Source organism: Haloferax sp. Atlit-6N (assembly GCF_003383195.1).
Taxonomy (GTDB): domain Archaea; phylum Halobacteriota; class Halobacteria; order Halobacteriales; family Haloferacaceae; genus Haloferax; species Haloferax gibbonsii.
Window position 1 is genome coordinate 390,422 of the sequence record NZ_QEQJ01000003.1, and the last position, 23,032, is coordinate 413,453.

The window sequence follows — 23,032 nt, forward strand, 5'->3', positions numbered from 1 at the left end:
CGGCTCTGTTGCAATCCTTCAGCGTTGACATTGCAGCGAGTCGTTCTTCCCACGGTTTTCGCGGACACTGCTGGGAACCTGCTCCTCAGCAAATCGGCAGATGTGAAGTGGATTTCAACAGAGCCCCCCATTGCAATTCCGAGTCCTACAATATCTAAAGAAGACAGCGAGAGTTCCACGGGTCACCTGACCCGTGGGTGAATCGCGTACGCTTGCCTAATGTTCAGTTTCCTCGATGTACCGACGAACCACATCCTCGGACACCACACCAGTCGTCCCAACGTAGTATCCCTCCTTCCACAACCCACTCCCCCAGAAGTACCGCTGTTTGATTTCTGGGTGACGATTGAGAATTGTTCGCCCCGAGTATCCCTTGAATTGCTTGGCAATCTCGGCAGGACTCCATTTTGGGTCGGCCTCCACGAACAAGTGAACGTGGTCGGTAGCAATCTCCATCGACACAATCTCGTGACCGAACCGTTCGGCGGTTCCTCGGAACAACTCTGCAAGTTCGTCTCGAACTAACTCCAACATCCCGTGCCGATACTTCGGACACCACACGAAATGATACTTACACAAACTAATCGAATGTCCATGACTTCTGTACTCTCCCACCCTAATCCCTAATTTTATTATCATTTGATTCGATAGTCAAGGTATGGGTATCGAAGAAGTCACGAAAACCGCACGCACTCGACTCTGCATAGAGTCTGGTGAGCGGTCGTGGCTCAAAGATGCCCGATTCACCGCACGAGACATCTCCAACGACACACTCCGTCTCAAACAAGACGGCTACAACAAAACCGAGATTCAACGCGAGGTTGACCGCGAGGACTTCCTCCGGAACAACAAGTGTGCGGTCGTTGCTAAGGCTCTGCAAGCGTGGAACTCTTACAAAGAACTCCTCAACTGGTGGTACGACCAAGATGACACTACCGTCGGGAAACCGTCGCCACCAGCCACGGACAAGAAAGGAGCCTACCCACTCGTTATGGCACACACCGAAGGTTACCGCCTCACCCACAACGACGAAGAAGGTAGGATTCGGTTCCGTGTGAGTCCGAAGCCGTACAAGAAGGTGAAAGGACACCTTCGAGGGCGACCGGAAGATCTCAACCTCATCAAGTCAGCCTTGACTGAAGATGAGTGGTCGTTGGGACAGGCCGAACTTCTGTACCGAGATGGCGTGTATTACCTACACGTCACGGTCAAAACAGAAGTCGAAGTACCTGAACCCGAAGACGCTGACACACTCGTCGGCGTCGATATTAACGAGCGCAACATCGCTCTCACCGCTCTTAACCGTGGGACGATGGAAACGCTCGGAACACTCGTGCTTGACTACGGTTCGGTGAAAGCCGAACGCCAACGCTACCACACCATCACGAAACGCTGTCAAGAACACGGCCAACATTCCATCCACAACCAACTCGGAGACAAAGAAGAACGCTACACAGAATGGGTTCTTCACAGAATGTCCCGAGTCGTGGTCGAGTTCGCCCAACAGTTCCCGAACCCCGTTATGGTGTTCGAGGACTTGAGTGGAATTCGAGACGCCATCAAGTACGGCACGTACATGAATCGGCGTCTGCACAAACTCCCGTTCCACAAGTTCGAGCAACAGGTTCGTTACAAAGCGACGTGGAACCAGATTCCGTGTGAGACGGTCGAGTCTCCGTACAACTCGAAGTCATGTTCGTGCTGTGGTCATCGGGGATACCGTCAAGGACGACGGTTCCGGTGTACAAATGATTCGTGTGCGGTTCATCAAGACCATGCTGACCGGAACGCGAGTGTGAATGTGGCGTGGCGAGTGTGGGCGAAACACGCTGGCGTAGATGTTGAATCGGTTAATTACCGGACTCGCAAAACCCAACCAAGTGTTCGGAAGGTGAGCCTGTCTGGGTCGGGGCGCTCTGTAAACCGCCCATCCTCATCCCGCGAAATCGCTTCGCGTGGGGTGCTTACAACGTAGGCTGAGGGAACAACAAAAGCCACGGGTCACCCGACCCGTGGTCGTTTACATTCTCTCTAATGTACGGCTCAGGATACCCATCCCCGACGGAAATTGACCATGTGAGTTCACTGTCTTTTCTGAGATCAGTATCCATATGATTGGTGACTAAAAGAGTGAACTCAGGCGACTCGTCAGTGAAATATATTCCTCGGTCTGTTTCTTTTGGCTTCACTGTCGCGGTGACCCAATCACGATGCACTTCTACCTCCTGGCTTGCTGTCATTCCATTGGATTCCTGCTTGGTGTTCCAAAAAAAACTCACTGTCAAACGCTTCCGAGAATCGACTATTCCCGGGGAGAAGTAGATTACTTGTCTCAACTATTCAACCGGGTGCTTAATTACCAGTCAATGTTGACTGAAATGTTCCAGGTGCTATTTCGATGGAATAGTGGCTGGATGTATGTGGCTGATAATCCTCTGAACTCGTATTCACGCTCCTCAGAAAGTCCATGGGCATGGGTGAGGTCACAGTACAATTCATCGTAATTCGCCAGGACATCAAGACAACTTGCGGCCTGCTCTGTAGACCCTTCTGGGCCAGTGAGTTCCTTTTTGAGGTGCGTTAAGAGATCGTTGTTGCCCTGTAACGGGTTTTCGACTATCAGGCCAGTCACACTAGGGTCCTCGTAGTTTTCGTCTTCGGTGGTGATCTGCTCAGTGACGGTAAGTCTACTACCTTCTGGTGCATTGAACCCGGTTTGTGGAAGCCTGCACTCCGTGGCGTTGAAAAGTTCGTTGAACCCGAAGGCATTCGCGAGACGTTGGTATAGCGCACCGGTTACTGGTACACCTTCTACAATGAAACGAAGCTCGACGTTCGAAAGTACCTGTTTGTCGCCGGATAATCGGGGCAGTTCTGCCCTGATTAAGAGATACTCTCCCTCATAGGCGAGTTTGGCGATGTAGATGAGATGGCCGTTTTTGTATGTCGGGATTTCTTTGTCAGTGAGTGTGGTATCCAACTGCTTGATTGCAGTTGCTAGGTTTGCAGGACCACGCCCGACCAACGCGCCACCCAGTTGATGGACCGTAAACCAAGAGCTACTGAGTCGCCCTACGTTGTGTATTCGTGCCAGTCGGTCAACGAACTCATTGACGGACATGTCGTTCTTACGTGTTTTAATCTGCATTGAGTTCTCGCCAAGGTAGAAGAACGGGTGAGAGGTCACCGAGTTGTTAATCTCGTGCGACTCAGTGCCTTGAGTTCGAATCAATCTTGGCCCGAAATCCTTGTATCCTTTACTGGGAAGGCTCACGTTGGTCAACTGTTCTGGAAGATCGCGGACACCTTGCTCAAGAGTCTCGATGTACGCTTCCTCGATAGTCTGGTCAGTCTGTTCAGCGTACTCCTTGATTTTTCCATGGATAGACCACGGAATGTCAACATTGGGGCGCATACATTCTGGTTGTCCATACAGTCTAATAATAGTATGGGTCCAAAAGTATATTCAGTATACTTGGTATACAATATGCCGACTTTCGAGAAGAGGCTATTCAAGGAACCAAAATACTCGGCATTGGAGTTTGCCGAAGGGGCGTTCAAAAATGAAACACGGCTCCTTGAGCCGTGTTAATTCATATCCCCCTGTAAACACAATAGCATACTCGGTGCGAAACGAGGTTTTGCTGATGAAGCGCCACGTTTCGAATACGAGTACCCAATTCATGTCCGGAAAACCCGAATCAGCCGAGACACGAGCCGCACTACTCACTGACCATAACCCATTGTCTGTACTGGACAAACTCCCGTCGAACGTGTTCCCGGTGCGCATGAAGCTTGGTCTCCCACGTCCGAGAGGTGCAGACACCACAGACGACACCTACAAGTCTCCGTCGTACCCTGTTAGTGTCAACCAACCGAGCGCCCCGTACATCCCGGAACAAACGGTTCACTTCGATAACCCCGTAGAGCGTGCTCCCGACAAGACGACTGCTTGGACACCGCCTGAGTTCCGTGAGAAGCTCACTGAAGTTCTGAACCATCTCGAGGACGATCATCCTGTGGTTAACACGGACACCCTCACGCTCCAAGAGATTGATATCGTAGAAATTCCGAGTCACTTCCTCACCACAGACTCAACGACGGGGGATTTGGTACCGAAACCAGATATGTACGACCGAAATGGTGAGATGACAATGGTTCGGTTCGCAAAGGAAGGGTCGCTGTCCGCGACGAATGTGCGTGACAGCATCAAAGAAGCCCTCCCCGGAGAAACCAGAACACCGACGAGGTTGACCCGTATCAAGGAAGTTCAAGCAAAACCGTTCCGGCATGGACGAACAACTAGTGTGTCCGGTGGGCGGGCCCAGTACTACACCGAAACTGATGCAGAGAAAAACAATGACCTGTCGTTGACTCCCTCGGTCTACCAGCTCGACGAATTGAACGCGGACGGCGACCAGAACCGGCCGTTGAGTATGGTGCTGGACTCACTCGAGGAATTCGTTCCATCTCTCGTCAATGAGACGGACGGGTTGGTGTCGAAAGTGAAGTTCGTGGGGCAGGAACGCGAGCACACGGTATTCCACGCCACGGAGGTGTTGAAGTGATGAGTCATGACCCAGAGATGCCGTGGCTCCCCAAAGACACGGGCGACGAATTCGACCCCCTCGAACACGCCGACGTCACCGTCGACAAGGACACACCAATGGTTGTGGTCCCGCGTGGGGGCGGAATGGAAGTTGGACGGAGCTGTTATCAACTTGAAACAGAACATAGCACACTCTTAGTTGACGCTGGGTTGAACCAAGGGACCGGTGGGCAGTTCCCGGATTTCCGTGGACTCGAGAAAGGCCAGGTCGACGGCGTGTTCCTGACGCACGCACACATCGACCATTGTGGAGCGCTCCCTGTCCTTGAGAATCGCGGGTTGCTTGACGATGACGCAACTATCGTGGCGACGCGCCCGACAACCCAAATCGCTCAGACACTCCTTGAGGACTCGTTGAAGATTCACCGCCGGGAGGCACAGAAACCCGGACGAGAACAGCACTTCGATGAAGAAGACATCGAACGAGTCTACGAACGGTTCCAACCAGTCGACTATGAATCGGGCCGTGTATGTGAGTACACGCACGTCTCAGATATTGACCCATTGCGGTTCACGATGGGGAACGCTGGGCACCTCCTAGGGAGCGCGTGGATATCGTTCGAAACCAATGGGTATCGTGTCGTGTTCAGTGGTGATGTTGGTGGACGGAGTACGCATCTCCCCCCGATGGACCCGCCTCCGGAAGCAGACCTGTTAATGATAGAATCGACGTATGGTGGGAAGCACAGCCACACGTCGATGAAGGACGCTCGCACTTCGGTCTACAAGTCCGTCGAACGTGCGTTAAAGAACCGTGAGCCGGTATTGATTCCGACGTTCAGTGTGGGGCGAGCACAGACGCTGTCGTTGTTGTTCAAAGAGCGGCTTCACACGATGCCGAGCCACATCCAAGATGAAGTCGTGCTGGTCATCGATGGGATGGCGCAGGACGCCACAAACCTGTACCACACCCATATTGAGGACACAACGTACTTCGATGAATCAATCCCGAATCGCGTGAAGAACGCGCAGGACCGCCAGCCATTCCTCCCGGAGAACGCCTTGATGCCGGAAACCGACGCTGACCGGGAACGCATTCTCAGCAATTTCAACCCAGAAACCGGTGAGAACATCCCGTTGATTATTTCACCAAGTGGGATGCTCACAGGTGGTCACTCTCCACGATATCTCGCTGAATTCGCTGCCCGATACGAGTCCGCGAATGTGTTCCTCACTGGGTACCAAGCGAAAGGAACGGGCGGGAGGAAACTCCAGAACGTACTCAAAGCCGAAGAAGAATCGGCAACGCTATTCCTAGACACAGACCCGTTTGGGTCTGACTGGCCACAAAACGACAGGACTGTCGACTGGGTGCAGGCCGACGATGGGATGTACACACGAGCTACGATCCCGGCTGATTGGGTGACACCGGTTGATGGCTTAAGCGGACACGCCGCCCAACACGGACTACTATCATTCGCGAGGGACGTCGGGCCACGAGCAATTTCACTGATCCACGGGCCAGCGTATGCGCAAGAACGATTCTCGAACCACCTCATCGATAATCTTGACGACGTGGAAACCGTAACTCGGTCACGAATGTTAACACCAATCCCTGTCACACGGGATATCGAAGTGGAGACGCCTGCGCTCACCCAGAAGAACGCAAAAGATGAGTCATATGATTCGATTGCAGACCAGTTCGACCATGTGTATGAATTGTTGTCTGCCTTGACTGCTGATGTCGCCGCTGCTCGTCTTGAGAATGGGCTTAGTGAGGAGGACGTTCGACGAATCATTCGAGAAGAAATAGATAACGGAGAGTAAGCGAGTTCAGAGGAATGTGTCTCCTTTGTTAGAGTCTTTCGGCTCTGTTGAAATTCTCAGAGAATAGTAAGTGTGGCGTGACACTGACAGAGGATAAGTTCAGCACGGCCGAACCAACTATCTGTTCTCTATTAGACGTGGCAAACAAGATTCATATGAGCAAACAAGAACGACCCTCTACCTACAACAGGCTTCTAGCAGTCCTCCTACTCGTTGTTCTCTTGGTCATTGCTTTGGGAATCGGCTATGTACTAACGTTTGACTGTATCATCGGCTGTTCCGGTTGATCGATGTCCGCAACCTTGCACGATTCGCGTCCTGAGTTCAGCACATCTTTACTGTCTCTTTTCGTGAGGGTGTCAAGAGGCGGATCAGTCGCGAATGAGGGTCAAGAACTCTGCCGGCTCTACGATTTTGATACCACGGAACGGATGCTCGTCGAGGAGGTGGTCGTTACCAGAAACAATGTAGTCTGCCCCTGCTGCGAGCGCACACTCAAGAAAGATGTCATCGTCAGGGTCGTCTTCAATTACCTCGACAGAGACTTCTGGGTTGATAACTTCGGCCCCGGTGAGTCGGATAAGATCGTCTGGAAGTGTCTGTTGCTCTTCTTCATCGAAGGGCAGGCGGTCATAAGTGAGGACCCTTCGAAATTCGTCGAGAGCATCCTCTGAGATGACCATTTGAACGTCTCCCATGACGGCTAAGTCTATGCATTCCTTGGGTTTTCCACCAAAACCGAGGCCAGAAATGAGGACGTTGGTGTCGAAGACTACTGTGACCTGGCCCATTCTATCGCATCATCGACATCGTCTTCGGTTACGTTCGATTCGTCGAATTTGCGTTGGACCGATGCAGACAGATTGTCCCATTCCTCTTTGCGTGCTGTAGACTCCTTAGCACGCTCTTCCTCGTCGTCATCCCACAGACGGACAAGGAGAATCAAAAGGACGACAATGAGCCCATGCACGACTTCTGAGGCACCGTCGCCAAGCTTCCGGAAGCCATCAGTAATCTCGCGCTTGCCCTCTGAGAAGTCCGACCCAGACGACGCCTCATCCGGCGTCCACGGGCTGTCTTCAGGGGGATTATTTGATGCGCTGGAACTCATTGCAATTCACTCAACCGAAGGTTGCCGTCGAGGATAGATAAAATATGGTGGTGTTGTCCATCAAAGCCCGAAGTGACGTGTACGGTTCTATGCCTTGTGGGGTAGAATGCGACACATGAAGAAGTGTCGTAAGTGCAGATCAACAGGAGCAACCGAATCGGCCAGGTACTGCCACGAGTGTGGGAGCGAACTCGTCGACGAGGATGAACAGTTCATTCGAGGGATAGGAAATGGCTTCCTCACCCAGGCAGACTGGGTGTGTATCGGGGAGTGCATCAATGGCGAGCGGGGTGCACCACCGGAGCGGTATCACACCCGGCTTGACGAGAAGATACGACATTCGCTGACTGACTTTGCCATACTCTACCACTGGGAAGACTTCGATCCCTCATTTGCGTTCAAATCGATGGCTCGCAGCAAAGATGGATCAACAGATGACGAACTCACAGAAGCAGTGATCCTCATGAAATCCTTTGCTCTACTGTACAGTGGATTGGGACGGAGGGCGTACGAGCTGGTCAGCGAGTTAGCGATTGAGACGGTAGAGGAACTCTCTGTCGACGACGTCGATGTGACAATTACAATCTCCAGTAGCAAAACTACGTAACCAGAAGGAGAACCGCTGGAGGCCATACCCAATTCGAGCGGCCATGTGACTCACCGTCGTGATCAGTTGTTATTGTCACATAGCAGTGAATGTCGTGCTTCATAGCCAACAAACAGCGATACAAAGAGCCGATGGTCTGTAATATCTATCTCAGAAACATAGGCGGATAATGACCTGTCAATATTATTACTACTATATCCACACCCCGGGTGTCGATTGTAAAAACTCGTAATATGCTGCTTTGAGGGTACTCAAACTATCGATTAAAATCGTCTGCGGCCACGTTGATTGTGCTATCTAGTTGATTGACATCATTTGTTTCGGGGAGATTAGTCACACATACTGGAACAATATCTAAATTCCATATAGCTGAGGCAGTAGGTGTGGTGTGTTTCGCACTTGCAGGTCGATACAGTTACTTTCGACAGGCGGGGTGTGATTGCACGGTTTACACTCCCACCCCGCATTTCCGACGTTCTTGTGAGAGGGTGAATTAAACCTGCAGTGGGCGGGACTACAGTCCCACCCAATTCAAAACTGAAAGGCGGCTAGTGAATGGTTTCCAGCGCATATGTGATAATGTTTGCTGCCGAAATAGAGGCGGAGGTTTCCTACCGGGTAGGACCTGACAAAGAACGTCGGAAACGAGGGGTGCGTGTGTGACCCCTGCCAGTCGAAGACACTGATTACGGCTTGAAGAACGTCGGAAACGAGGGGTGGGTGGGATGCTATTCGGAGAGGGTTGTCGTCGATTCGTCAACGTTGGCGAATCGGTCGTCTGTCATCGCGATTTCGTGGACGATCTCGAGGTCGTGAGCGGGCTGTAAGCCGGCGTAGATGGTGATGCCGCCCGCCCGCCCTTGATTATCTTTTCGCGCGTCGAGTACGTCGAGGAACGCCAGATTGCGGACGAAGTCTCGCACGCGACGCTCGGTTCGCGGCTCGACGCCGATCACCTCGCAGAGGTCAGCGTACGCCGCGTAGATATCTCCGGTCGGGAATTCATCGCGCCCGGTCTGCTTGTGGAGGGTCGTAACGGCAGCGAGTGTGGTCTTCTTCTGGACCGTCAACCCCCCGATGAGGTCGTGGAACCGATCTTTCTCAGCCTCTCGACGGGCCTCCCGAACATGTTTCTCGGTGACTGTCTCACTGTCCTGTTGCTGTGCGAGCATCCCCGCATTTCTGAGGATGTCGATAGCCTGTCGGGCGTCGCCGTGGTCCTGGGCAGCGAGCGCGGCGCTCAACTGAATCACACCATCCTCAAGGACTCCGTCCCGGAACGCATCACGCCGGTGTTCGAGAATCGACCGAAGCTGGTTCGCATCGTAGGAGTGGAAATTGAGTTCTCGGGGCTGAAGCGACGACTTCACGCGGTCGTTGAGGTTCTCCGCCCACCGGACCTTGTTGGAAATGGCGACGACGCCGACTCGACAATCCGTCTTCCCTGTCTCACGTGATCTCGATAGCGACATCAACAGGCCATCGTCCGCTTGCATATCCGCCTCGTCGAGAATGATGAGAACGACGTCGTAGAGTTCGTCCAAAATGGCGTAGAGACGCGTGTAGTAGACGCTTTTCGACAGGCCCATCTCCGGAACTGAGACACCGGTCTGGCCTTCGTCGTTCAGCTTCCGTGCGATGTGAGACACGGCCTGTGTCTCTGTGTCGTCGTCGCTACAGTCGATATACGCCGTCCCGATGCGGATGCCTTCGGCCATACTCTCGGCGACCGTCGAGACATGCTTCGCGACAAGGCTCTTGCCCGTCCCGGTCTCGCCGTAGATGACCACGTTCTCCGGTGACTCGCCATCGATAGCTGACCGGAGTTGCATTGAAAGCGCGCGAATCTCGTCATCGCGGCCGACGATGCGTTCTGGTTGTGGGACGTGGTCGACGTCGACGAGGGTCTTCTGCTCGAATATCGGATCTGGCTTGCCGAAAATCTCTGCGGCAACGTTGCCGCTCTCGTCGTCCATGTCTGTCACGTCCTCACTGGTGGATAATAAAGACAACCCCTTGTTTCCAACGTTTATTTGGCAGTAGAAGGTCTGTGTACGCTTCATACGCCGACCAGTTGGGAAAGTGAATAAAGGCCGCATTTCCAACGTTCTTGGTCCGGTGGCAGAAGCGTCTGAATACAGACCGTTGTCCCATGTGGAGTGTGGCAATTAATTGTCACCCGTCGCTGCCATTTTAGACAATGACTTGGATGAGTACCCTCTCCGCCTACTGAGTTGAGCTGGCCAAGCTTCACTTACAATCTGCTCTCCCAAACTTGACATCATTCTGCTACCATCTTCGATTACCTCCCGACGGAACAGAGGTGGAGGCCTAAGAATCATGGTATGGCAGATTGCAGTGGCTGCGGGTGGCATTGCCCTCGCGTCCAAAGTGCTCGGAGAATCAAGCGCTGACCACCACGACGTCGTCGAGCAGACGTATGACGCTCTCGTGGACGAAGTGCCGAAAACTGCTACAGTCTACGCAGATCACCTCTCTCACCGCGATGAGATACCAAACCCTGAGGGAGAGATCGATGGCTTAACCCGGATACCAGACGTGGTCGTGAAGTCTGGTTATGCGAACAGCTTGATTATCGAAGTTGAAACGGCAGATTCACTCCAAAACGAACCATCTGAGGCGCTTGAACAGATACAGGACTTCAGCGTAAGCGGATACAGGAGGGTTCTTGTCGTTCCTAACGGGAAGAGTGACGCCGAGGAGTTGGAGGGCTTCATCGAACAGTACGACGAACAGATTTCTGGGAAGTATTACGTCTCTACACCCGGTGACGTCGCTGAGTTCTTGTAAGTCTCCCCTGTGTCCAGTTGGTTATTTGATGGTACCAACCTAATTGGGGATTGTTGCTAATCTCTGTAATATCTGGTTGACAGTTGCTACTTACTATTGACGTTGAATCTGAACGGACGAATAATTTATCTCACTTGAATCAAGTCTGTCTCTATATTTGATGGTTCTGCGTGAACTAGCGAACGAAAATAAGGAACTGCTGCAAATTTTGATGGTTGCTGCAGGGGCTGCCCTCATTCTCTCGGATTGGATCACTGAGAACTACTACCTGCTTGAGTATCTATTCGTAATACTGCTGTTCGGGCTGGTTCACGAGGCATGGTCAAACTTTCAAACGGACGACGTCAACCACGAATTCATCGATATATTTGGTGGAGATTCACGTGTGATGAAGCAAGTCGCATTACTGATACTTATTGGAAGCTCTGTTTTCATTTCTCTAGAACTTCAGAGATTTATCGAAAGTGTGGTTGGACCCCTTTCAGTAATCCAAATACTTGGCCTAATAATTGTACTTAGCCGTGCTTATGTGAATGTGTACGATGCCAAAGACATTACTGCGCTACTGGACGGCCGAACGGATACTTACGCTACCTACACGGCCGGGTTATCTGCTTTCCTTACCTCTTGGAAAATCCGTAGTCAATACCCTGTTCAAAGTAACACTCATAATGTAATCACGATTGGTTTATCAATCTTGGTTACAGGTGTGTTGTTCTACTATTATGACTTCAGTGAATACATGCCTCAACTCTCGGATTCTAACTCATAGTGCAGAAGTTAAGACCGGGATTTGACCCTGTTTTCTTGAGGCCAGGTGATTTAGCGACTGAAGCTCTAAACCTTCGATAATGGGCTGGAACGCTTGTCGGTTGAATTTGCTGACTCGACAGCATTTTTGCACATAGTTTAGACGACCTCAGTAGCATCCTTCTTGGTTGGATCTATTCTGTGTAATCTTGTACATCCCTGTCCTTATCTCTTGTATCAAGCTCTTGGACCAACTTCTTTCGAATCCGATTACAAGATTCATCGTCAAATTCAATGAAACCCTCATGGGTAGAAAGTTCAGAAATAACCTCCTCACGGAACGTAGCCATCACACCGGGATACTCTCGAAGGAAAGTGTAATTTGATTCGAATATGTCGAATAAGTCTATCAGGTGTTCAACTCTGAGAAAGACAATCGGAACTTCTAGATCAGTGTTACCGTTCTGTACCAACGAGAACCAATCTCTGACTCGCTCTGCTGTTGGTTCGAATTGACCCTCCCTAAATATATCTGACACAAAAATATGGGCGTCAATGGGGTCATCACGCTTGAGTACGTCTTCAATGTACTCCCGATTACTTTCCTCTAAAATATAGTACGCAACTTTGTCCTTTTCAGTAGACCGAATGTTGTACCCGCGAATATCTGTTGTGAGCTTAGGATCATAGCCACCAACCCAATAGCCGCTATCACCATCCGGTATGATCAAGCACCCGTCGGTTTCCTTTTTCCCTTCTCTCCCCCACCGTTCGGTGAAACTGAATACTGACTTCAACAAGTGAAAAACATCTTTCTCAAACTTCTTTGCCGAATACTCATCAAGGAAATCGTCTTCTGGGCCCTCTTCTCCGCCATAATCCTCTATAATACCTGTGTCAACCTTTGATTGAAGCTGTCTCAGATTATTGATTGCTTGTTTCGCACGCTTTCGGTACCGATCCTGCATACCGCGATGGCTTTTCTCAACTGCTTCAATAAATAATTCGCTGGGATTGTTCGACCGAAGAAGCTCTATGAAATGAATTGTCCCGAAGTTCTCCAACTCCTGCTCGAATGCTGTACCGTAGGTGATGAAAACGGTGTTCAGTAGGTACTGTCCTATCCTCTGTGGCTTACGGCCTGAAAGCGGATATACGAAGTATTCATACCGATAATCTTGAGTCGCTTCCAATCCGCCACTGCCAGAGTCTTGCGTGCGTCTGAACAGTGTGTGTACATATCTACTTGTCCCGACTTCTTTCTCCTCTGTGTGGACGCCCTGAAGCTTCACATCACGTTTGTCACTTTCAATGGTCTGGTCGATGTCTCCAAAAATATCTAACACATCGTTGAATATTTGATCATCATCGATGACCAGCTCGTCTTTCGGTTCAAAAGACTCGTTCCCACATTCTCCACAGGTATCCGGTTCCTCGTCGTATTCCGTCCGACAACCCCAACAGACAAATTCAGATCCTTGGTTATAATTGATGTATGGGTCAATCAGTTCTTTGTCCCGATCATCAAGCTCGTCATAGTAGGTATCATATGCGTCAACACTACCAGAGAGAATCTGGTGAAGAATGAAATCAGTTTGATATTGCAGGTGGTACGGATAGACTTTGTTAAAAGATATATTAAATTTGGATTCTATTACTTGCTTAATTGCCTGTGTTTCCTCGTCACTAATATAGTTAGCTTGAATCTCGAAGGAGAACCCACGACTTTGCCGCTCGATTTTAATCTTTGCTATATTGTCACTCTGCTGGTCTCTAAACTTAAGATATGAGATTTTAGACGCAATTTGTGGTGAAACAACGGCAGGATTGATACTCTCGTCTTGTAGGTCGTCTTGTACGCCGGATATATTTCGGATGGTGATCTGTGAACCATTCGGCAATTTGCTTTGTCTAAATCGGACCTCAACGAGGTCAAGTGACTCAAGTTGTTCCCCGAAAACCTTGGACAAGTCGTCCAGAACTGATTCATCAGAACGCTCTTTCAGAACCTTCCGCGCCGCACCTTCTTCTGCGAATTCAGCATTCAGTTGGTGACGGCGACGCTTTCGGCCTCGGATTTCGAGTAGGGTCGGCTCTATTAACCGGGCGAAAAGCGGAGACCAATCATTATCAAGGTAGCTACGGACTGTTTGGTCCTCTTCACGGGGACGGGATACCTGCTTCTGCGTCCAAATGACAATCAGGTCGTTGTATAGCTCATCCACTACAAAATTAGATTCAGTAATCCGTTCTAGTTCCTTCTCGACGTGGGACTGAGCATCGAATTCAAACTGATCCCCTGGGCTCTTTTCTTGCCATTTACTCTCCGCCCACACTGTTGAAAGGACTATCTCTGGGTCATTCTCTTCTGATTGGATCTCACTAACAAGTGCCTGCTTTGACCCATATACCGAATCCACAATGTCCCCTTCTCTGCGGTAAATCTCGTTGAGTAGGTTCAGATCTGTCTTCTCGTTACTACTCATATTGTCATATTTTCGCCCGAGCAGAAGTCTCCAAAATTCGTCGGAGTCCGGGAGATTAAGATTTGAATTGTCGTCTGACCCGGCTCCAGACTGTGATGACATACAGCACGATAGAGAGGTGTCTATAATAATACTTACCACGTGACACGAATTTCAATGGTCTTGATATAATTAACAGCCACAATCTACGTCATTGGTTGATGACTCCCAATGCAAGTTGAATACAGTATGAACCGCAGGAGCAAGGAATAGTCGATACGTTTGGGGGACGTGTTTTCTCATCCTGTGTACACCGGTATTTTTCTTTGAGCAACTTTGACCCAAACTAAATCGGAAGAGCGAGACAAATATTCTCGACTTCGGGTGCCAACGAGATGACCTGCGCCTTCCGTCGCAGTTCACGTCGACGTGTCTCGATTCGAGCCTCAAGCTTCGAGAGCCGGTCTCGTTGTCTCCGGATTGCAATATCCATATCTGATCCGGCCTCTGCTTTGCGCTCGTATTCTGAAATGAACATCTCGATGCGTTCGCGTTCGGCATCCGCGTACGCCTCAAGGTCATCGAGTTCCTCCTGCGTCTCTTCTCGTCGGCGTTTCTGGAGTTCGTCCCGTCGTGATTCGACACGCTGACTGACATAGCGTTCTGCGGATGACCGCATCTCACTCTCGTGTTCGAGAAGCGAACGGACGCGATCCCCATCCGGCGCTCCTTTGATCGTGTCACCCTCAATGACCCGCTGACCGAGTCGCTGTTGTGGATCTCGGTGTGCTGCATCCACGAAGACAGGGAGAATCTCCTCTCGAATCACCTCGCCTGTACCGTCTTCGAACCTGACGCGGTAGTTGTAGGTGATCCCAGGTTCGTCTACGAATGGTAGTAGTTTGAGCCCAACAGTACCCTGTTCGCTGTCGAGTACTCGCTGCATGAGTTCTTGAACCAGGTCTGCGTCTGGAGAGATGTACTCGATTCCCTCGTGGTCCATCGCGAACTCGCGGTTGAACGTGAACGGCCCGTAGGGTTCGCCGTCACGCGAGCGCCGAAGCGAATCGGGCAATTCTGCACGGAACAGATTGTTTCCAGCTTTCTCGACGTCTCCACCGAGGGCAGAAATGCCCAGTTCGAAGAACTGCCGAATGTCGCCTTCGCTACCGTAGACATCTTCGGACTGGTCCATCACTTCCTGGATTTTCCGGCGGCTCTCTTCATCGAAGGTACTGGTGTCGATGAGACTTCGTTCGTACCACTCTGCGAGCGTCCGCTGGCGCTCGTCGATGAGTTCTTCAAGTTCCTCCTTGGTCGCACTCGCTGGCTCGTCGTTCCGAATGGACTCCATAATGAGTGAGTCGACGTTTATGTCGTCTAGCATCCCCAGCACGTCGGCCGTGTTCCCCAGCTGGCCGCGGATGTTCTCGACCTTCTCCTGGAGCATCTCGAACACTTCGCTCTCGCGGGTATCCTCGAACGAGAAGTTCCACACTTTGACCTCCTTCTCCTGGCCGTAGCGGTGGAGGCGACCAATCCGCTGTTCGAGGCGGTTCGGGTTCCACGGAAGTTCGTAGTTGACCATGATGTGGCAACTGTGCTGGAGGTCGATCCCCTCACTGGCTGCGTCGGTCGCGAAGAGCAAACGGGACTGACCGTGGTTGAACTCGTCCTCGATGCGAGCGCGGTCTTCCTTGTCGACGCCGCCGTGGATGACGAGGATCTCGTCGGCCCACGGCTCGTCCTTCACAAGTTCGAGGATGTAGTCGAGCGTATCGCGGTACTCCGTGAACAGCAGCACCTTTTCGTTGGGCTGCTCTTCGAGCAGTTGCTGGATGTATCGCCGGACCTTCTGGGCTTTCGAGTCGACAGGGATGCCCTCTGCGAGCGAGACGAGGTCTCTGAGCGTCTCGATCTCCTCTTCGAGTTGGGCGTCGCTCTCGGTGATCGTGAGCCCTGCAAGCTCCTCTTCGGCCTTCTGCTGGTCCTGTTCGTCGAGGTCCTCTCCCTCGAGATAGGCTTGGGCCTCTTCAGACAATGACGTCGCCGTCGATTGTTGGTCGACGAGGTTCGCGAGTCGGCGGCTGAGCGTTGCCTTGATCGCTCCGATACTGCTGACGAGGCGTTTCTGCATCAGTGCCATTGCGAACCCAACAGCGGGCTCGTTGAGCTGCTCAGAGCGATTATAGACGTGCTTGACGTAGTCCGTCACCGCTCTGTAGAACTGGCGTTCTTCGTGCGTCATCTGAACCGGAATCGTCCCGACCTCGCGGTTTGGGAAGATTCGCTCACCGTTGTCGTCGTAGATGGTTTGCTTGCCGCGGCGCATCATCACGCGGTCAACCGCCTCCTTCGAGAGATCCTGGTCTTCGGCGACGAGGAACGGGTCGATGTACTCGATGAGCGACCGGAAAGCCTCGCCCTTACCGTCGTGGGGTGTTGCGCTCAGCAGGAGTAACGAGTCGGAGTTATCGGCCACCCGCTCAACCATCTTCGAGGTCTTACTTGGGGATTCGCCACGCTTGGCCGCCTTGTGTGCTTCGTCGACCACCACGACGTCCCAGAACGCGTCGTCGAGCTCATCGCGGAACTCCTCCTGACGGAGGAACGCCATGCTCGTGACCATCTGCTGGTGGTCCTGGTCCCAGATGTTCGCCTCCTCACCAAGACGCCGTCGCTCCCCCTCGACCCACTGCCGATCCGCTGGTGTGAGACTGATGTCGAAGAAGCGGTCCATGTCACGAATCCACTTCTTCTGGAGGTGAGCCGGAACAACGAACAGGACCCGGTCGGCGCGGTTGCGAGCGGTGAGTTCTTTGAGGATGAGCCCCGCTTCGATGGTCTTCCCCAATCCGACGTCGTCCGCAATGAGCGCTCGCTGTCGGAGCTTCTGCATCACCCAGTTGACGCAGGCGAGCTGGTACGGCTCGAGGCGGACAAGCGAGTTCGAGATACTCAGTAGCTGGCCCTGCTCGTGGGCGATCTGGAGCTGGAGCGCCTGTGACCGAAGGTCGAACCATTCAGCGGAGACTGACTCGTGCTCAGGGTGCAGTTGAGAAGCCGTCGAAGGTTCGAGAGCACCGATTTGGTCCTGCTTTCGCTCGATGTCCACGTCGTCGATACAGACGGTCTTGACGCCGACGTCCTCAACGTAGGCCCGGAGGTAGTCGAGGTCGCCGACGGAGTACGTCTTGATGACCTCGGCGGGGTTGTCATTGAGAAGAATCGTGTCTCCGGATGCGAGGTCGTTCATAGGTGGTTATTCCTGCGTGATGGTGACGAAGTTCAGTACGAACTCCTGAGGGAGGACGCCACCGTGATAGAACCGAGCGTCTGGGAGTCCCTGATTGCGGAAGCGCTGGATCGGGTCTGCGAGGATGCTGACTCTGGCGCTCTCGTCAAGATAGCCCAGATGGGTATCCTCGTCGAGTAACACGCCCGGTGCATCGTCGTCGAGGTTCTTGCCTGCGACCCATCGACGGGTCACCTTCTCCGCTTCGGCTGGCGGATGCAGGTCGTCGATGTCGACGTGCCTCGGGAGCGAGACGAAGCCGTGGTCTGAGAGGATGTACGCACGGTCCCACTCGCCTTTCCGTAACTTCTCGCAGATGATACGCGAGATGGCGTCGATGCGGTCGCTGAACAGCTCTTCGAAGTTCGTCAGCTCCTTCTCACCAGTCTCGTCGATATCGTTCCAGTAGTAGGCGACACGAGTGTTGCTCCAGCCAACCTCGTCGTCTTCATCCCGCATGATGTAGCTCCAACCGTCGTTCTCGAGGAGCGTCTGCCGACGGTAGTTAGTGATCTCTCGCCCGTTTCGCTCAGGGATCAGCTCTCCGTCGTCAAGGTCGATGTTGAAGCTGAACTTGCTCCCGGGCGTGAGCGCAGCCTTCCCGAACTCGGTATCGGATGGGAGCGTACCGACCCACGTACTCTCCTCGACTTCGAGCTGGGGGATCTCGCGTCGGATCGACTCTGCGAGTTCGTGGGCGAGGTCGAAGCGTAGCGCGTCGATGATGAACAGCGCGACGCTCTGGCCACTCTGGAGATGCTCTTGCTCTTCGGCGAAGAACTGGTGAGCGTGGTTCTCACCGACAAACGGCGATCCAGCGTCGATTTGGTCGACAACGAGGTCGCCAAGATCGGTGAGATACTCCAGGTACTGCGACTCCACCAGAGAGGTTCGGAAGTTATCAAGCGTGGCCGTCGCCGGATGCTCTTGGGGGAGTTTCTTCTCGGGCTTGCCTGAGACGACCAAATTGAACACGGCGTTGTCTATCTGCCAAGTACCCTCGTCAACGTCACCGTAGAGGTCGACGACGTCGCTCGTGTCGCCGCGCTCGTCCCAGGTTTGGAGCTCGTTCGCGAGTCGTGCCACGTCGATAGCCTGCTCCCAGACGTGCGTCCACGGGACGTCACCGTACGTCGCTTCAAGACGCTCGTGACGCTGCTTCGCGTGGGTGACGCAGGTCTCGTAGTCCCCGCTGTTGAACGACTGGGTCCACTCGTCCCAGAGACGATGTTCGAGCGAGGCGTCGACGGGACAGTCAGCGAGTTTCCACGGGTCATCGTGGGTACGAAGGATATCATGCCAGAACCGTTGGGTTGGGTCGAGATAGACGTTCGCCAACTCCCCCTTCCGTTCGGTCTTGCTCAGTACCGACCGGAGTTCGGGTCTGGAGATGCCGAAGCCCGTACTCGGTTCGGGCCGGTACTCCTGCGGGAGCAGCGATTTGTCAAGTCCTTCGTCGACGAGCCACTCAGCGACCGCCCAGCGGCGTGTTCGTTCGACGATGGGGCGAGCGTCAGACTGTCCTTTGACGGCTTTGACGCCGTCGTCGACCAGCAGGTCACGGATTTTCAGCAGTTCATCGCCTTCTGGGAGGTTTCGTGTCCCGTGTTCGAGGACGAACTGCACGGGGTCGTCGTGGCCGTCCAGCACGATCTTCGTCTGAAGGCCCTGAAGTGACGGGAGGCCACCCTCGCCGTTGAGTTCCTCGTAGAGCGTCTGGGCGACCTTCTCGCGGTCCTCGGCGTCCTCGTACGCGGTGCGAATCGTTGCCGCTTGGATGCGCTCGTTTTCGAAGCAGCGTGCAGCGAGCTTGCCGATGTGTTGCTCGACGACACCGCCAGTGTGTTCGACGTCCCTGAACCAGTCCACGTCGCCGCTGCTGGGCTGGGAAACGTACCAGACGGTTCGGTCGCGTGGGGCGTCTGCCCGGAGTTCTAACGGTGTCTGCCCGGCAGCGCGGAACTCACAGCGGAGTTTGGTGCTGGCGTGTTCGACGATATCGCGGAGATAGCCGCCGTCGTCCCACCAGAGAATGACGGGATCCTCGTCGGCTGCCTCGTCGATAGCAGTCTCGATGGCGTCGTGGGCGCACTCTGGGAGGGTCTTTGTCGCAGGCATAATTAGAGAACGTCGTCTTCCACTGTCTTCGGGACGACCTTCGCATCAGCGAGCGGTCGGATGTTGATCTCGACTCCGTGCTTCCGGTTCGGCTGGTATCCCGCAGTCGTGATCTCCGCGAGCGCTCGCTCCTCCCAGTCAGTAGAAATATCGCTCGCAACAGCGTCACACGCCTTGGTGATTTCGTTCGCGAGTTCTTCATATTCGTTGAGCCCAGTCGCCAACTCGGAGAGTAGGCGCTCGCGTTTCGAGACCCCACCGTCGCCAATCTTGGCTTGCCCAGCGTCCTCGAACTTCCCGAAGTAGTACGTCATAAATAGAATCCCGTTGCTCGCGTAGTGTGTGGAGCCGACGAGATCGTCGTAGTAATCGAAAAGATCGTAGAGGTGTGCTTCGACTGGCTCGGAACCATCGGCTGCGTACGCCTCGAAGGCGGATTGCAATTCGTCTAAAGCGTCAAGCCACTCCTCTTGGTTCTTCTGTACCGTCTCATAGAACGACGGGCTGAATAGATCCCCCATGTCGACGTCGTCGAGCTCGGCCAGCTCCTCGAGCGTCTTGAGACGTGAAGCAGTCTCTTCTCTGAAACTAACGACCGACTGAACAGCATCTTCTGCCGTCTCTTGATTCTCTCTGGGCCACTCACGCGGCGACGATTGGGCTAACTCGGACAGTCGCTCTTCGAAGACACCGATCTGTTCGAGACCACTCTCACAGCGGGCATACTCTTCGGCCGCAGCGGCCTTCTCAGAGGCAGAGAGCGAGTCGTCGCCCCGCCGCCGGTTCGCCGAACTCCGCCGCTCCCGAAGGAGAGCCTTTCGGGGTTCGATATATCTGTTCTGGAGGCGGTCGAAGACGCCGTCATCCAGTTGGTGGTAGTCAACGAGGCAGGCGAATCCTTCGCCCTCCGGGTCGGAAACGAGCCGATCGGTCGTGAGGCGCCACAGAATTGGTGTACGCTCGAACGTGGAAACGTGGTAGTCGAAGAGGTCGTCTTTGAGCCACTCGCGGAGGTTCGGATACGCCTCTTCGTCAGCAGTTCGGCTTCCGAGGATTTGGTCGACTTCTGCAAGGCGCGCCGAAGCGTGCTGATCAAAGAGTCGATCGAACTCACCCTCGATCCGCGACAAGAGGTCTGCCTCATTTTCGACGCTAGAGATTGGGACGATTCCGTCATCATCCTCGTGAACGACGCGGATTGCTAAATGGAGAAGAAGGTCTTTCACCATCTCCGGGAAGTCTTCGGATGGCTCTGTGATTCCGTCGGGATCGTAATTCTCGCGCTTGCAGGGGTCTTCATTCGTTCTGAGGGCGATTTCTTGGAGTACGGTTTCGCGTTGGTCCTCCGTGATGTCAAAGGAATCAAAAACGGCATCATCGATAGCGTCTGCACAGGATTGGAGATTTAGTTTTATTTGTTCTAAATGACGTGCGCTGGCAGTTCCGAGGTCCTCAATTGACGCATCTGTGTCGAGGAGTTCGGTTGGTTCGTTGAGCTCCAACTCGTCGCGGAGATTGCGATGCGGATGGTCGTACTGAGGGAGCTGTTCGGTGATACCCAGAACAGCAAGTAACACTGGCCCCCCATAGTGTGGCGAAGAGAAATCGTACTGGCGCTCGGAGAGTAAATGGCCGACGGCCTCGCGTGAGAGTGAGGCTAATTTCGAATTACGCCCAATTTTATCATTCCAAGGCAGTTTCGATACATATCCTACCTCCCACTGACGGTCAGGCGTTTGGCTCAGCATCAAGTATGTGGTTAAATTACTATTTGCATATGAGAGAACGCCCCAGGTGTTTTCCGACGGGATGTAAGCACAGCCAGCCCGTCCGAAGATTGAGTCCGGATGGAGGTATCCGAACCTCCGCCCGCTCTCCTTCATATACGTATACGTAAGAGCTTCCCTGAAGAAGTACTGTGTATTCTGTGGCCGAGACCCCTCATACCGACGGATGTCTGCTCCGGTTTCCCCCCAACCAACTGTTAAGTTAACCTGGGGTAGAATCCAAGCATCCTCACCGCCCTTTGCGAACGGTATCCAATACTCGAAGTCGGGGCTCTCCCAGAACTTCCGGACAAACCTCCCGTTATCACCTGTCTGAAGCCCTACTTTCGCGACTCCTAGGCTTTCTCTGTCGTCAAGATTGGCATTAGCTGCATCAAAGACCGTGGGTGAAGTATAGAGTGATCGAAGAGCGGGGGGGACCCAATACGATAGAGGGTTTCCGGGGATGAGTTCAAATTCGGATGTCTTCCGCGTGAACTTACGTTCGATATTGGATTGGTGCTGATCGAACGCCGCTGCGATAAATTTGTCTTCTTTGTGATTTGTGTCGACGTCATGGAGTCTGAAGAAGGTACCAGTGGGGTCTTCCGTATCTCGGTCACCGATTCGAACGACGGTTCCTGCTGTCCGGACAGTCGCGTTATCCAGTACTCCGTTGCCGAATTCGGTGAGAAAATCAAAAGATCCCTGTTTGCCAATGAAGTCGCCTCGGAAATTCTCAAAAGTACTCTTAAACATAAATGTCCGAGGAACAATCATGCTTACCCTACCGCCATCCTTGACGAGCCGATTACATGCCTCAAAGAAGTTGATATAGTATTCTCTCGCGTATCGATAGTGTTCCCTCACGTAATCTCGCACTGCGGCTGGCATGCGAGCCTTCGAACCGTATGGTGGGTTCATCAAGGCGACGTCATAATCCTGTGTCAGAACTACGAGTAAATTCAGGAAGCTACGGAGGTTTTGGTCACCGAAAGAATCAGATGTCTGTTCATCGACGGCCTCTCGTAGCTGTCTCAAGAAGCCATTCAGTGTGTGTGGCCCTTCGCCGCCCCACTCCATGATGTCCGTCTGCTGGTCCATGAACTCCTCCGAAAGCGTGCTCTGGACGTCCAGCAGGCTCCCGAGCGCCTCCGTCGTCTGGAACTCCTCGATGATCTCGTCGAGTGCCTCGCGGACATCGGTTCCTTCACCAGTAATCTCGTCGAGAACGGCGACTGCCTCTTCCACTTCGGCGACGCGAGCGTCGGCACAGACGATACCGACGTTGGGCATCTCGAAGTCCCCGTTCTCTTCTTCAGCTCGAGTCCGGGCCTTCAGGTAGAGATTGAACGCAGAGAGCTGGCAGGAGCGCAAATCGATGTCGACGCCGTAGAGGTTGTGTTCGAGAATCTTTGCCGGGATCTCGCTTCGGTCGAGGTCGGTCTCTGCCCACCAGATGCGCTCGAGGATATCGAAGGCGTAGAGGAGGAAGTGGCCACTCCCACAGGCAGGGTCGATGACGCGAAGCTCCGAGGGATGGTCGAACGACGGTGCGTCCTGATCGTCTTCGTCGGGGATGAGATAGGTGCAGAGCTCCGGAACGCTATAGTAGTCGTTAGAAGTAATTACTCACTTTTGGAACTGAAAGTTGCTCAAGGGCAGTATCAATCGCTGTTGTTAGCTCGTCAAGTGAGTCGAAGAACCGGTTACTCAGAGCTGCTTGAAGCTGT

The 23,032-nt window shown here is 53.1% G+C and carries 15 protein-coding genes and 1 pseudogene; 6 read left to right on the top strand and 10 right to left on the bottom strand.

Translation table 11 applies throughout. The annotated features are described in order from the left end of the window. Positions 1-216: 216 nt before the first annotated feature. Complete coding sequence (tnpA, locus tag DEQ92_RS14025; RefSeq protein WP_115821024.1) at positions 217-615, bottom strand: IS200/IS605 family transposase; 399 nt, start codon at positions 613-615, stop codon at positions 217-219. Positions 616-658: 43 nt separating this feature from the next. Here tnpA and DEQ92_RS14030 point away from each other — a divergent pair, with 43 nt between their 5' ends. Further along, complete coding sequence (locus tag DEQ92_RS14030; RefSeq protein ID WP_115821000.1) at positions 659-1,975, top strand: RNA-guided endonuclease TnpB family protein; 1,317 nt, start codon at positions 659-661, stop codon at positions 1,973-1,975. Between the two features lie 381 nt (positions 1,976-2,356). Here DEQ92_RS14030 and DEQ92_RS14035 read toward each other — a convergent pair whose 3' ends face one another. Further along, positions 2,357-3,415: a hypothetical protein gene (locus tag DEQ92_RS14035; RefSeq protein ID WP_115821001.1), complete on the bottom strand. Its 1,059-nt coding sequence runs from the start codon at positions 3,413-3,415 to the stop codon at positions 2,357-2,359. A 268-nt stretch (positions 3,416-3,683) separates the two neighbouring features. Here DEQ92_RS14035 and DEQ92_RS14040 point away from each other — a divergent pair, with 268 nt between their 5' ends. Both DEQ92_RS14040 and DEQ92_RS14045 read left to right on the top strand, forming a co-directional pair. Beyond that, positions 3,684-4,568 (top strand): hypothetical protein, encoded by an 885-nt coding sequence (locus DEQ92_RS14040; protein WP_147299495.1) that lies wholly within the window; start codon positions 3,684-3,686, stop codon positions 4,566-4,568. After that, positions 4,568-6,376, top strand: a complete 1,809-nt coding sequence (locus DEQ92_RS14045) for an MBL fold metallo-hydrolase (protein ID WP_199522916.1) — start codon at positions 4,568-4,570, stop codon at positions 6,374-6,376. The genes DEQ92_RS14040 and DEQ92_RS14045 overlap by 1 nt, the downstream gene beginning before the upstream one ends. Positions 6,377-6,747: 371 nt before the next feature. On the opposite strand, the gene DEQ92_RS14050 is transcribed toward DEQ92_RS14045, so the two are convergent. Continuing rightward, positions 6,748-7,167 (bottom strand): putative toxin-antitoxin system toxin component, PIN family, encoded by a 420-nt coding sequence (locus tag DEQ92_RS14050; protein WP_115821003.1) that lies wholly within the window; start codon positions 7,165-7,167, stop codon positions 6,748-6,750. Then, the gene (locus DEQ92_RS23230) at positions 7,149-7,487 is read right to left on the bottom strand and encodes a hypothetical protein (RefSeq protein ID WP_074796151.1); all 339 of its coding nucleotides are present in this window, start codon (positions 7,485-7,487) and stop codon (positions 7,149-7,151) included. The genes DEQ92_RS14050 and DEQ92_RS23230 overlap by 19 nt, the downstream gene beginning before the upstream one ends. A gap of 115 nt (positions 7,488-7,602) precedes the next feature. Here DEQ92_RS23230 and DEQ92_RS14055 point away from each other — a divergent pair, with 115 nt between their 5' ends. Further along, on the top strand, positions 7,603-8,094 hold the full coding sequence (locus tag DEQ92_RS14055; protein ID WP_115821004.1) for a hypothetical protein: 492 nt from the start codon (positions 7,603-7,605) through the stop codon (positions 8,092-8,094). Between the two features lie 728 nt (positions 8,095-8,822). On the opposite strand, the gene DEQ92_RS14060 is transcribed toward DEQ92_RS14055, so the two are convergent. After that, the gene (locus DEQ92_RS14060; RefSeq protein ID WP_115821026.1) at positions 8,823-10,070 is read right to left on the bottom strand and encodes a Cdc6/Cdc18 family protein; all 1,248 of its coding nucleotides are present in this window, start codon (positions 10,068-10,070) and stop codon (positions 8,823-8,825) included. Between the two features lie 364 nt (positions 10,071-10,434). Here DEQ92_RS14060 and DEQ92_RS14065 point away from each other — a divergent pair, with 364 nt between their 5' ends. Together DEQ92_RS14065 and DEQ92_RS14070 are read left to right on the top strand one after the other, a co-directional pair. Beyond that, positions 10,435-10,905, top strand: a complete 471-nt coding sequence (locus DEQ92_RS14065) for a hypothetical protein (protein WP_115821005.1) — start codon at positions 10,435-10,437, stop codon at positions 10,903-10,905. 160 nt (positions 10,906-11,065) lie between these two features. Further along, positions 11,066-11,677 (top strand): hypothetical protein, encoded by a 612-nt coding sequence (locus tag DEQ92_RS14070; RefSeq protein ID WP_115821006.1) that lies wholly within the window; start codon positions 11,066-11,068, stop codon positions 11,675-11,677. A gap of 172 nt (positions 11,678-11,849) precedes the next feature. Here the strand turns inward: DEQ92_RS14070 and DEQ92_RS14075 are convergent, their stop codons facing one another. The 5 genes and pseudogenes from DEQ92_RS14075 to DEQ92_RS14095 form a co-directional block, all read right to left on the bottom strand. Next, a complete protein-coding gene (locus tag DEQ92_RS14075; protein ID WP_147299496.1) occupies positions 11,850-14,243 on the bottom strand; it encodes a hypothetical protein in 2,394 nt (797 codons plus the stop codon). A 223-nt stretch (positions 14,244-14,466) separates the two neighbouring features. Then, positions 14,467-17,376 carry a helicase-related protein gene (locus tag DEQ92_RS14080; protein WP_115821008.1) on the bottom strand — a complete coding sequence of 970 codons (2,910 nt, stop codon included), beginning with the start codon at positions 17,374-17,376 and terminating at the stop codon, positions 14,467-14,469. Between the two features lie 6 nt (positions 17,377-17,382). Beyond that, entirely contained in the window at positions 17,383-19,533 is a 2,151-nt protein-coding gene (gene pglZ / locus DEQ92_RS14085; RefSeq protein WP_115821009.1) for a BREX-5 system phosphatase PglZ, read from the bottom strand. 2 nt (positions 19,534-19,535) lie between these two features. Continuing rightward, positions 19,536-22,928, bottom strand: coding sequence for a BREX-5 system adenine-specific DNA-methyltransferase PglX (gene pglX, locus DEQ92_RS14090; RefSeq protein WP_115821010.1), 3,393 nt, complete (start codon positions 22,926-22,928; stop codon positions 19,536-19,538). Further along, a pseudogene (locus DEQ92_RS14095) lies at positions 22,918-23,032 on the bottom strand (IS630 family transposase); the annotation flags it as partial. The pseudogene DEQ92_RS14095 and the gene pglX, both read right to left, overlap by 11 nt.

Bases quoted from the DNA above. Each gene is read 5' to 3' on its own strand.
- DEQ92_RS14065 (WP_115821005.1), top strand. From the start codon at position 10,435: ATGGTATGGCAGATTGCAGTGGCTGCGGGTGGCATTGCCCTCGCGTCC.
- DEQ92_RS14060 (WP_115821026.1), bottom strand. From the start codon at position 10,070: ATGGACGACGAGAGCGGCAACGTTGCCGCAGAGATTTTCGGCAAGCCA.
- DEQ92_RS23230 (WP_074796151.1), bottom strand. From the start codon at position 7,487: ATGAGTTCCAGCGCATCAAATAATCCCCCTGAAGACAGCCCGTGGACG.
- DEQ92_RS14075 (WP_147299496.1), bottom strand. From the start codon at position 14,243: ATGTCATCACAGTCTGGAGCCGGGTCAGACGACAATTCAAATCTTAAT.
- DEQ92_RS14035 (WP_115821001.1), bottom strand. From the start codon at position 3,415: ATGCGCCCCAATGTTGACATTCCGTGGTCTATCCATGGAAAAATCAAG.
- DEQ92_RS14030 (WP_115821000.1), top strand. From the start codon at position 659: ATGGGTATCGAAGAAGTCACGAAAACCGCACGCACTCGACTCTGCATA.
- DEQ92_RS14080 (WP_115821008.1), bottom strand. From the start codon at position 17,376: ATGAACGACCTCGCATCCGGAGACACGATTCTTCTCAATGACAACCCC.
- pglZ (WP_115821009.1), bottom strand. From the start codon at position 19,533: ATGCCTGCGACAAAGACCCTCCCAGAGTGCGCCCACGACGCCATCGAG.
- DEQ92_RS14070 (WP_115821006.1), top strand. From the start codon at position 11,066: ATGGTTCTGCGTGAACTAGCGAACGAAAATAAGGAACTGCTGCAAATT.
- DEQ92_RS14050 (WP_115821003.1), bottom strand. From the start codon at position 7,167: ATGGGCCAGGTCACAGTAGTCTTCGACACCAACGTCCTCATTTCTGGC.
- DEQ92_RS14040 (WP_147299495.1), top strand. From the start codon at position 3,684: ATGTCCGGAAAACCCGAATCAGCCGAGACACGAGCCGCACTACTCACT.
- DEQ92_RS14055 (WP_115821004.1), top strand. From the start codon at position 7,603: ATGAAGAAGTGTCGTAAGTGCAGATCAACAGGAGCAACCGAATCGGCC.
- DEQ92_RS14045 (WP_199522916.1), top strand. From the start codon at position 4,568: ATGAGTCATGACCCAGAGATGCCGTGGCTCCCCAAAGACACGGGCGAC.